This window comes from Candidatus Propionivibrio aalborgensis (assembly GCF_900089945.1).
Taxonomy (GTDB): Bacteria; Pseudomonadota; Gammaproteobacteria; order Burkholderiales; family Rhodocyclaceae; genus Propionivibrio; species Propionivibrio aalborgensis.
In genome coordinates this window covers 1-9,642 of record NZ_FLQY01000404.1, presented here as the reverse complement: position 1 = coordinate 9,642, position 9,642 = coordinate 1, and the positions used below count along the sequence as shown (strand labels likewise).

General features: G+C 56.0%; 13 protein-coding genes. 9 read left to right on the top strand and 4 right to left on the bottom strand.

Annotation, left to right across the window (positions count from 1 at the left end; translation table 11 throughout):
* The 6 genes from PROAA_RS18700 to PROAA_RS18675 all read left to right on the top strand — a co-directional run.
* Positions 1 to 486 (top strand): class I SAM-dependent methyltransferase (locus tag PROAA_RS18700; RefSeq protein ID WP_186412804.1); only part of this gene is annotated, 486 nt, incomplete at its 5' end.
* The gene (gene rnhA, locus PROAA_RS18695) at positions 476 to 937 is read left to right on the top strand and encodes a ribonuclease HI (protein WP_245664359.1); all 462 of its coding nucleotides are present in this window, start codon (positions 476 to 478) and stop codon (positions 935 to 937) included. The genes PROAA_RS18700 and rnhA, both read left to right, overlap by 11 nt.
* A gap of 55 nt (positions 938 to 992) precedes the next feature.
* Positions 993 to 1,712: a DNA polymerase III subunit epsilon gene (dnaQ, locus tag PROAA_RS18690; RefSeq protein WP_186412802.1), complete on the top strand. Its 720-nt coding sequence runs from the start codon at positions 993 to 995 to the stop codon at positions 1,710 to 1,712.
* A gap of 59 nt (positions 1,713 to 1,771) precedes the next feature.
* Positions 1,772 to 3,313 (top strand): sensor histidine kinase, encoded by a 1,542-nt coding sequence (locus tag PROAA_RS18685; protein ID WP_186412801.1) that lies wholly within the window; start codon positions 1,772 to 1,774, stop codon positions 3,311 to 3,313.
* Positions 3,310 to 3,957: a response regulator gene (locus PROAA_RS18680; RefSeq protein ID WP_186412800.1), complete on the top strand. Its 648-nt coding sequence runs from the start codon at positions 3,310 to 3,312 to the stop codon at positions 3,955 to 3,957. The genes PROAA_RS18685 and PROAA_RS18680 overlap by 4 nt, the downstream gene beginning before the upstream one ends.
* 206 nt (positions 3,958 to 4,163) lie before the next feature.
* Positions 4,164 to 4,361 (top strand): hypothetical protein, encoded by a 198-nt coding sequence (locus tag PROAA_RS18675; RefSeq protein ID WP_186412799.1) that lies wholly within the window; start codon positions 4,164 to 4,166, stop codon positions 4,359 to 4,361.
* A 216-nt stretch (positions 4,362 to 4,577) separates the two neighbouring features.
* Here the strand turns inward: PROAA_RS18675 and PROAA_RS18670 are convergent, their stop codons facing one another.
* Entirely contained in the window at positions 4,578 to 4,913 is a 336-nt protein-coding gene (locus PROAA_RS18670) for a hypothetical protein (protein ID WP_186412798.1), read from the bottom strand.
* Between the two features lie 128 nt (positions 4,914 to 5,041).
* Between PROAA_RS18670 and PROAA_RS18665 the strand changes: the two genes are divergently transcribed.
* Together PROAA_RS18665 and PROAA_RS18660 are read left to right on the top strand one after the other, a co-directional pair.
* Positions 5,042 to 5,941, top strand: a complete 900-nt coding sequence (locus PROAA_RS18665; RefSeq protein ID WP_186412797.1) for a recombination-associated protein RdgC — start codon at positions 5,042 to 5,044, stop codon at positions 5,939 to 5,941.
* A gap of 19 nt (positions 5,942 to 5,960) precedes the next feature.
* Positions 5,961 to 6,311 carry a GIY-YIG nuclease family protein gene (locus PROAA_RS18660; RefSeq protein WP_186412796.1) on the top strand — a complete coding sequence of 117 codons (351 nt, stop codon included), beginning with the start codon at positions 5,961 to 5,963 and terminating at the stop codon, positions 6,309 to 6,311.
* A gap of 62 nt (positions 6,312 to 6,373) precedes the next feature.
* Here PROAA_RS18660 and PROAA_RS18655 read toward each other — a convergent pair whose 3' ends face one another.
* Together PROAA_RS18655 and PROAA_RS18650 are read right to left on the bottom strand one after the other, a co-directional pair.
* Positions 6,374 to 6,589, bottom strand: coding sequence for a hypothetical protein (locus PROAA_RS18655; RefSeq protein WP_186412795.1), 216 nt, complete (start codon positions 6,587 to 6,589; stop codon positions 6,374 to 6,376).
* Between the two features lie 75 nt (positions 6,590 to 6,664).
* Positions 6,665 to 7,117 carry a universal stress protein gene (locus PROAA_RS18650; protein ID WP_186412794.1) on the bottom strand — a complete coding sequence of 151 codons (453 nt, stop codon included), beginning with the start codon at positions 7,115 to 7,117 and terminating at the stop codon, positions 6,665 to 6,667.
* Between the two features lie 364 nt (positions 7,118 to 7,481).
* Here PROAA_RS18650 and PROAA_RS18645 point away from each other — a divergent pair, with 364 nt between their 5' ends.
* On the top strand, positions 7,482 to 8,561 hold the full coding sequence (locus PROAA_RS18645) for a TRAP transporter substrate-binding protein (RefSeq protein ID WP_186412793.1): 1,080 nt from the start codon (positions 7,482 to 7,484) through the stop codon (positions 8,559 to 8,561).
* Between the two features lie 157 nt (positions 8,562 to 8,718).
* Here the strand turns inward: PROAA_RS18645 and PROAA_RS18640 are convergent.
* Positions 8,719 to 9,642: TRAP transporter large permease (locus PROAA_RS18640; RefSeq protein WP_186412792.1), on the bottom strand; the 924-nt coding region annotated here is incomplete at its 5' end.

The window sequence follows — 9,642 nt, the reverse complement described above, 5'->3', positions numbered from 1 at the left end:
AGCATCGATCTTGTCGTGATGCCGCACATCCTCGAATTTCACGGTGATCCGCATCAGGTTCTGCGGGAAGTCGAACGGGTGCTGATTCCGGATGGTCAACTGATCGTTACGGGATTCAACCCACATTCGCTATGGGGGTTGCGTCGACGCCTGCAAAGCCGCCGGAACGAATTCCCGGTCAGTGGCAATTACATTTCGGTTCAACGTCTCAAGGACTGGTTGCAACTTCTCAGTTTCGAGGTCGATCGAGGAAATTTCGGATGTTACGCTCCACCCTGCAATCAGGAGCACTGGCTTAAACGCTGGCACTTCATGGAAGCCGCCGGTGACCGCTGGTGGAGTTTTGCTGGCGGCGCTTACCTCTTGCGCGCCGTCAAACGCGTACATGGCATGCGTCTCATCATGCCGCCGTGGAACCGGAAAAAGGTACCTGGCAAGGTTCTCACTGCCGTTACCCAGAAGGAGTTCGAACAAAGTGGCCAATGAAGTCATCGTCAATATCTACGCTGATGGCGGCTGTCGTGGCAACCCGGGGCCAGGCGGCTGGGGCGTTCTCCTGCAGACGGGTGACATCGAGAAGGAGCTGTGGGGCGGCGAACCGGACACGACCAACAACCGCATGGAACTGACCGCCGTAATCCGCGCACTCGAGGCCCTCAAGCGCCCGGCCGCAGTTCATGTTCACACCGACTCGCAATACGTGCAAAAAGGCATCAGTCAGTGGATTCACAACTGGAAACGCAACGGCTGGCGCACATCCGACAAAAAGCCGGTAAAAAACGATGACCTCTGGCAGGAACTCGACGGCCTCACCAAACAACATGAAATCAAATGGCTTTGGGTCAAAGGGCATGCCGGACATCCTGGCAACGAACGCGCCGACGCGCTCGCCAATCGCGGAATCGACGAGTTGCTGACCAAGCGCGGAGAGCCATAGTATTAGACTGTTGAGCCGCCTTCCACAACATAGAACTTGACCGGACAATCCAAGCATGCGCCAGATATTCCTCGATACCGAAACGACCGGACTTGAGCACAAACTCGGACATCGAATTATTGAAATTGGTTGTGTTGAAATGCGTAACCGGCGACTGACCAACCATCACTTTCACCGTTACCTCAACCCGGAGCGCGACATCGACGCGGGAGCGCTTGCGGTGCACGGCATCAGCCTCGAATTCCTTCAGGACAAACCCCGCTTTGCCGATATCGCCGTCGAATTTATCGACTTTGTACGCGGCGCCGAGCTGATTATCCACAATGCGACATTCGATCTCGGCTTTCTGAATTCCGAACTCGCCCTGCTCGATATGGCACCGATCGATACCGTTTGCCCCGAGGTAAACGACACCCTGCGTATGGCCAAGGATTTGCATCCCGGCAAGAAGAACAACCTGAATGCACTATGTGAGCGCTACGGCGTAGACAACTCGAACCGCACCCTGCATGGCGCCCTGCTCGACGCCGAGATTCTTGCCGAAGTCTATCTTGCGATGACACGTGGTCAGGAAAGCCTGATGATGGAACTCGCCAGCAACGACGAAGTACGCGTCAATAGCGCAGAGGACATCCAAACAAGCGGCTCCCGCAAGGCGTTATTGATTCTACGCGCCAGCGAGGAGGAGCGCTCCCGGCATCTGCAACAGCTCGCCGCAATTCAGGAAGAAAGCAAAGGCCGATGCCTCTGGCTCTCCTCCGAGAAGACAATATGAATCCATGCGATGGCCAACCTGGCCTCGTACCACCCGGCCTTGCCTGTCAGTGAGAAGCCATGATCCCCTGCAAACTCCCCTCCGATACCGAAGCCCCCCCGGACGCTGATCAAGCACCACAGCAGGCTCATGAGCAGCGGTCGAACGAAACTCTGCCGCTGGCGCACTATCGCCAACTTTTTGATCTTGCGCCGATGGGCTACTGCCTCCTGGACGCGCAGGGCCTGATCATTGAGGCCAACCTTGCCGCCGCCCGATTGCTTGATCAAACACCCGAAACGCTGGTCGGGCAGAAGCTGTCCGGATTCATCTTCAGGGACGACCGGGAGGACTATAAGCGCATCCATAACCGACTGCTCGAGTCCTGCGAAACGCAGGCCTGCGAGCTGCGACTGGCGAGGAATGGCGGAACGCCATCCTGGGTACGTCTGGAAGCCACTGCTGTAGCGAAAAGCGATCAACCGCGCTTACTTCACGTCGCTCTCACTGACATCGACCTGCACAAGTGCAATGAAGAACAGCTCAAGCTGGCCGCCGGGGTGTTCACGCATGCCCGCGAAGGCATCATGATCACGGCGGCGGACGGCATGATCGTCGACGTCAATGAGTCGTTCAGCCGCATTACCGGCTACAGCCGAAATGAGGTTGTCGGCCAGAATCCACGCCTGCTCAGTTCGGGCCGCCATGAAAAGGCGTTCTATGCTGCACTATGGCGCGACCTGATCGAGAAAGGCCGCTGGTACGGCGAAATCTGGAACCGGCGCAAGAACGGGGGGGTGTATGCCGAGTTGCTGTCGATCAGCGCCTTGCGCGACCGACACGGCAGGAACAGGAATTACGTCGCGCTGTTTGCAGACATTACCGAACGCAAGCATGCCGAAGAGCAGATGCTCGAAACGAAAGTGAACCTCGAGGCCAAAGTAAACGATCGAACCAAGCAGTTACGCGCGGTTGCGGCGCAACTGATGATGAGCGAAGAACGCGAGCGGCGCATGCTGGCGCAGGAGCTGCATGACAATCTTGGCCAGTTGTTGGCGATTATCAAGATAAAACTGACCTCGCTTGCCACAGGATTGCCGCAACCGACAGTTAACAATCTGGTCGAACTCGTGGACCAGGCCGACCAGGCTGTGCGCACGATCACCCTGAACCTGAGCCCGCCAATACTGCACACGCTTGGCCTCAGGTCGGCATTCGAATGGCTTGCCGAGGAAATGGAACGCAGATACCAGCTGACGGTGCACCTCGACTCCGAGGGTGAACTCAAGCCCATTGTCGATGAGGTCCAGGCCATGCTCTTCCGCTCTGCCCGCGAACTCCTGATCAATGTCGCCAGGCATGCCGAGACCAGCGAGGCCAGCCTGTCATTTCTATGCAATGAAAGCCGACTGACGCTGGCGGTGAGCGACAATGGCCGCGGCTTCGACCCTGGCCCTTCGTCGGATGACAAGAACGCACAAAATGGTTTTGGCCTGAGTTCGATCAATGAACGCGTAGTCAATATTGGAGGCGAAATGGAAATCGACAGCAGCCCTGGAAATGGCACCACGATCACTCTGACCATCCCGATTTCCATCAGCGCCAAGGAACATCGTCCATGAAGATCAAGATAATTCTCGTCGATGACCATACGATGGTCCGTGAAGCATTGCGCGTTGTGCTGGAACAGGACAACCGCATTCAGGTTCTCGCCGAAGCCGGTGACGGAGAAACGGCATTGAGACTTACGGATAAGCTGGCGCCTGACGTAGTCGTCATGGATGTCGCAATGCCGGGACAGTCGGGTATCGAAACGACACGACGTCTGCTCGCCAAACACCCTGGAATCAAGGTACTGGCCTTGTCAACCTACCTCGACCGGCGCATCGTACAGCAGATGCTCGACGTCGGTGCTTTGGGGTACATCGTCAAATCTGCGGCGGGCACCGAGTTGAAAGAAGGAATTCGCAGGGTTGCCGAAGGGCACATCTACCTTTGCTCCGCAGTCAACTCACTGGTGGCTATCAACCTTCAGGAACATAAATCACAGCTAAAGAAGCCTGACAGGCCCACATTGTCACGGCGCGAATTGCAAGTTGCGACCCTGCTTGCCGAGGGCAAGAGCGCGCCGGAAATTGCTGTCAAATTGAGTATTTCTCCAGGTACGGTCGACGTTCACCGCCGTAATCTGATGCGAAAACTCGAGGTGCACAACGTGGTTGAACTGACCAAATACGCCATGCGTACCGGCCTGATCCAGCCTTGAATCACGTTGCCACGCGCCAGCAGCATTCAGAAATTTTGCTTGTCTGATCGAAAAATATGGGGAAACGGGTATTCCCATGTCTCGGTATGGGAAATATATTGCATAAACAGTAATGGCGAAAGGCGGATGCCCCTTAAGGGTTCTGGCACTTCTTCCAGCCATCAATAATTTGCCCAATAACCCCATACCTTAGGAGAACAAACAAGATGAGCACCCATACCGAAGCAGAAAACAGAACCGTAAACTTTGGGGCAGCCGGGCAGGCCGCCAGCATCAACAGATCATCATATGTCATTGCGAGCAATGACGATTACCAGCAAATGGTCGCAGAAGCTGCCTTTATCGAAGCTCAGCGGCGCGCCACCGAACTCGTATTGAGCGGATCCGGCCGGCACGAATTCTGACCGATTGCTGAAGGGGACTGGTGTCCGGTGTAACCCCGCATCAATCCCGTAACGGTTTCTATCAAGGCCGGTTAGCGTAACGACGCTAACCGGCCTTTTTTTGATGCCGTCATTGCTTGTACAAAATGGAATGGATGGACCCGGTGCGCTAACAGACACAAGGAACCAGAGTAATTCCAAGCATCTGCTTTCTTGGCACTTCGGAAAAATCGGCCGTCAGCTGTTACCGGGCGTACCGACCGGACGCTTGGATCGCCGATGCTGCCGTTTGGAAGGGCGACTATCGGACCGTCCCTCTTGCGGCCGTGAATCCGGCCTCGGACCATTGCTATTGACACCCTGATTGCGATCGGGGCGTCGCACCGGCATCGGAGAACCCGGCCGCTTCCCCAACTGCCGATCCTGATTCCGGTCTGACTCGCGGTTTCCTGGTGCCGTGCGGATCTCAAGCTCGTTAAGCTCATCCCATTGTTCGTCGGTGCGATCCCGCTCGGGGATGGCGGTAAGCTCGCGAATCCGGCGACGCGGATCAATCGGTTCTGGATCATTCATACGCGCATTATGAACCACACCGCAGGCCTCGTTCAACATTCACAGAAAATCAGATGCACAAATAGATGGAATCGAGTCATTCACTGCCGCATTCAGCCCTATAATTCCTGGTTTTTCGAGTCTCTCCCATGTGGTTCAGAAATCTCCAGCTCTACCGAATGCCCAAGAACTGGGCAATCAGCGTTACCCAACTTGAAGAACAGCTTTCCACCCTGACATTGCAGCCCTGCAATGCAACTGACGCGCAAAGCATCGGCTGGATATCGCCCGGTGGCAAAGGCACACTGGTCCATACCGTCAATCGCCAGTGGTTGCTGGCCCTCGGCGTCGAGCAGAAACTGTTGCCCGCCGCAGTGGTCAGGCAGTTTGCCGATGAGCATGCTAAAGCGATTGAGGAACATGAAGGCCGCCGCATCGGCCGCAAGGAAATGCGCGAACTCCGCGAAGCGATGACCAGCGAACTGCTACCGCGTGCCTTCATTCGCCGCCGAAGCACGTTTGGCTGGATCGATCCGCTCAACGGCTGGCTGGTCATCGACGCCGCGGCACCGGCCAAAGCCGACGAGTTTCTGGAGCATCTGCACAAATCGGTCGATGGCCTGCCGGCCAGGCTACTCAAGGTCACACAATCGCCATCGGCCGCGATGACTGGCTGGGTCGCCGACGGTCAAGCGCCGGGTGGATTTACGCTCGATCAGGATCTCGAACTGCGCTCGGCCGAAAACGCTGCGGTGCGCTATGTAAAGCACACCCTGGACGGCGAGGAGATCCGTCAGCATATCGCCACCGGCAAGGTCGTTACGCGACTGGCGCTGACCTGGGGTGAGCGCATTTCCTTCTTGCTGGACGAAAAATTGCAGATCAAGCGCCTCGGCTTCCTCGATATTCTCAAGGAAGAAGCCGACAGTCAGGCCGCAAACGAAGAAGAACGTTTTGATCTGGATTTCACGTTGATGACCGGCGAGCTTGCGCGTCTACTGGACGACCTGCTTGAAGCGCTGGGTGGCGAGCTGGAAAAGCCAGCCTGAGCCCTTGCGCCATCAGAGAATGCCGGATCACTCATCAAGCATCGAAAATACCAGGGCGCTACAGCATGGCCAGTGGTTCCTTTATATGATCGAATGCATCGACGGCAGCATTTACACCGGCATAGCGACCGATGTTGCGGCACGCTACGCTGCGCATGCCAGCGGGAAAGGCGCCCGGTACACGCGCGCTCATCCGCCGACCCGACTGCTCGTCAGCGTGGAATACCCCGATCGCTCCAGTGCATTGAAGGCGGAGTACCGGATCAAACAACTGAAGCCCGCGGCCAAGCGCAACTTTGTCACCACAATGGCCATGCCCACGGAAGAACTCGGTGCTTCTGATAACCCAGGGGAAACAACTCAGCCCTGAGTGGCGCTCACAGCTTTGCTGGACAGACAGACTTTGCGCCTTCCCGTATTTCCCTGGAATGCCTAATCGAACAAGCCGGGCTGAAGCGGAGCGAGATTTTCACGCTTGACCGTAAATCTCACCGGTGAGCCGCTACGCCCAATGGCTTCCACCACCATACGATCCGCACTGGTTTCCGCCACAACACGAACGTTGAAAGCGCCGCGTGCCAGTTTGCTGGCACGGCCGATGTACGTTACAACCGAACCAATCTCAGGCAGCCACCGGGATTTCTTCATACCATTTCGTCGAACCATTTCCTTGGACCGTTCCGACCTACCGAGTTGAAACCGGCGCCTTCGCCCACTGAACAATTAGGTGCTACGCACGAGCAACAGCGAAGTTTCAGCCTTACGCACCAGCCGCTCGGCGACACTACCGACGAAGAAGCGCTCCATCCCCCGGTGCCCATGTGTGCCGACGACCAACAGATCAGCCTGCCATTCTGCCGCCGCCTCGACCAGCATATCAGAAACGTGTTTGACTTCCGATTCGACCAGTTTGATTTCAACTTCGACGCCAACAGCTCGCGCGGACTCTGCAGCTTTGCCGAGGAAACCCTCAGCGCCTAGACGCATTTTGTATTCTGCCTTGCCAACGCTGTTCGGCAGCATCATTTCCAATTGGCGGTTCGCAAAAATCGTTTCATCCACAGCGTGGCAAATCGCCAGCTGAGCTCCACTGGAATTTGCCATCTCAATCGCCGTTTGTAGTACCGGGCTCGCCATGAAGCTTTCATCAATGGCTACCATGATTCGTTTGTACATTTTGTCTCCATAATTCAACTGTAAACAAGCCACGTGCACGCAGTAGGCAAACTGATACCGTGGGCGCCGCCCGTTCCGACCACGGCACCACATTACCTTAGCCAGTCTCGGAAAACTAAATTGGTCCCACCAATTTTGCATTGAATCGAGTCAATGGTTAATATCAACGCTGCATTTTTACATGCAATGCGTTGGCTATTGATTAATATGTAGCCGCGCCGGTGAGCAATTGAAATGATAGAGCGGGCCAGTTGTTGACCTTCGGTGCGCTAGACATCGGCATTTGCTTAGTGTTGCAACAAACGTTTTCAAAGTGTCGTACCAGCAGGCTATCCGTAGTTAAATCACAAGGAGAAGACAAATCATGGAAAGACGTTCCTTTTTAAAAAAAGCTGGAGTCGGTCTGGCGGCGGGTGCCGTTGCGATGCCCGCGATCGCCCAGAATGCCCCGACCATCAAATGGCGCTTGGCCTCAAGCTTCCCGAAGAGCCTTGACACCATTTACGGCGCGGCTGAAACCATGGCCAAGAACGTATCGGAAGCAACCGGTGGGAAGTTCCAGATTCAGGTGTTCGCCGGCGGTGAAATCGTTCCGGGTCCTGCCGTATTCGATGCCGTCAAGGACGGTACCGTAGAAATGGGGCATACGGCATCCTACTATTTCTTTGGCAAGGATCCGTCCTACGCCTTCGATTGCGCCATTCCATTCGGCATGACCAACCGCCAGCTTGACGCCTGGTTCCGTCATGGCAACGGTTCGAAGCTGATGGGCGAATTGTTCGGCAAATCGAACATCATTCCAATCCCCTGCGGCAATACCGGCGTACAGATGGGCGGCTGGTTCAACAAGGAAATCAAAACGGTTGCGGATTTGAAAGGTCTGAAGATGCGCATCGGTGGCTATGCCGGGGCCGTCCTATCTAAGCTGGGCGTGGTTCCGCAACAGATCCCCGGTGGCGACATTTATCCGTCGCTGGAAAAGGGCACGATCGACGCCGCCGAATGGGTTGGACCATACGATGACCAGAAACTGGGCTTCAACAAGGTCGCCAAGTTTTACTATTACCCCGGCTGGTGGGAAGGCGGTCCGCAGTTGTCTGCCTACGTCGATGCCAAGAAATTCGCTGCTCTGCCGAAGGAATATCAATCCATTCTGATGCTTGCCTGCTCGGATGCCCACGTTGACATGATGGCGAAATATGATGCCAAGAACCCGACGGCACTCAAGCAACTGGTCGGCTCCGGTACGCAGTTGCGCCAGTTCCCGAAACCGGTGATGGACGCCTGCTACAAGGCCGCGATGGAACTGTACGCCGAGACCTCGGCAAAGAATCCGGAGTTCAAGAAGATCTACGATGACTACAAGAAATTCATGGCGGATCAAAATCTGTGGTTCCGTATCGCCGAAGGCTCCTACGCGAATTACATGTACGGCGCGAAGTAAAATCTACGGCAAGGGAATCGTTTTTCCTGGACTGGAAACGGGGGCTTCGGCTCCCGTTTTTGTTGACTGTTTCGCCTCCAGTGCAAAATAGAAAGCCCCGCCGAAGCGGGGCTGGATCAACACTGCGGATATTACCGTGCGATGAAATGATCCTGAATTACTTTGACTGCTCCTGCTTCATCGCGTCCAGGATGGCCTTGTTCGGGTCCTCTTCTTTCGGCGGAGCGCCTTCCCCGGATGGCGCGACCAGCGACGGCGGCAGGTTGATCGAACCGTAGCCCGAAACCGGTACGTCAATTTCCACCGCGTCGAGATCGACCTTGGCATCCTTGTCGAGGCCAAAGGTCACCAGTTGCGGAAACGCAATCAGCAATCCCACCATGATGACCTGAATACACACAAAAGGTATTGCGCCCCAGTAGATGTCGGAAGTCTTGATCGATGGCGGTGCGACCGAACGCAGGAAAAAGAGCGCAAAGCCGAACGGTGGGTGCATGAACGAGGTCTGCATGTTCACCGCGAGCAGCACCCCGAACCAGATCAGGTCGATCCCCAGCTTGTCGGCTACCGGTCCGAGCAGCGGAACGATGATGAACGAAAGCTCAAAAAAATCGAGAAAGAACGCCAGCAAAAAGACCAGGACGTTGACCACGATCAGGAAGCCGACCTGACCTCCAGGCAGGCCGGTCAACAGATGCTCTACCCAGCGGTGACCATCGACCGCGTAGAACGTAAGAGAGAATACACGGGCACCGATCAGGATGAAAATTACGAAGGTGGTCAGCTTCGCCGTGGATTCCATACCCTGTTTGAGCAGTTTCCAGGTCAGCCGCCGACGCGCCAGGGCCATGATCAACGCGCCCGTGGCGCCCATCGCGCCGCCTTCGGTCGGTGTGGCAATGCCCATGAAGATGGTGCCGAGCACAAGAAAGATTAGGGCCAGTGGCGGCACCATCGTGGTCAGCACACGCAGCATCAGCTTGCTTCCGCGCAGGGTGCGCGCTTCAATCGGCAACGCAGGTGCCCAAGCGGGCTTGAAAATCGATACCAGGACGATGTAGCCGACATACATCAGGCTGAG

What these genes read in the sequence shown, in the direction of transcription:
- PROAA_RS18665 (WP_186412797.1), top strand. Translation starts at nt 5,042, where the DNA reads ATGTGGTTCAGAAATCTCCAGCTCTACCGAATGCCCAAGAACTGGGCA.
- PROAA_RS18670 (WP_186412798.1), bottom strand. Translation starts at nt 4,913, where the DNA reads ATGAATGATCCAGAACCGATTGATCCGCGTCGCCGGATTCGCGAGCTT.
- PROAA_RS18660 (WP_186412796.1), top strand. Translation starts at nt 5,961, where the DNA reads ATGCCGGATCACTCATCAAGCATCGAAAATACCAGGGCGCTACAGCAT.
- PROAA_RS18645 (WP_186412793.1), top strand. Translation starts at nt 7,482, where the DNA reads ATGGAAAGACGTTCCTTTTTAAAAAAAGCTGGAGTCGGTCTGGCGGCG.
- PROAA_RS18685 (WP_186412801.1), top strand. Translation starts at nt 1,772, where the DNA reads ATGATCCCCTGCAAACTCCCCTCCGATACCGAAGCCCCCCCGGACGCT.
- PROAA_RS18650 (WP_186412794.1), bottom strand. Translation starts at nt 7,117, where the DNA reads ATGTACAAACGAATCATGGTAGCCATTGATGAAAGCTTCATGGCGAGC.
- PROAA_RS18680 (WP_186412800.1), top strand. Translation starts at nt 3,310, where the DNA reads ATGAAGATCAAGATAATTCTCGTCGATGACCATACGATGGTCCGTGAA.
- dnaQ (WP_186412802.1), top strand. Translation starts at nt 993, where the DNA reads ATGCGCCAGATATTCCTCGATACCGAAACGACCGGACTTGAGCACAAA.
- PROAA_RS18675 (WP_186412799.1), top strand. Translation starts at nt 4,164, where the DNA reads ATGAGCACCCATACCGAAGCAGAAAACAGAACCGTAAACTTTGGGGCA.
- PROAA_RS18655 (WP_186412795.1), bottom strand. Translation starts at nt 6,589, where the DNA reads ATGAAGAAATCCCGGTGGCTGCCTGAGATTGGTTCGGTTGTAACGTAC.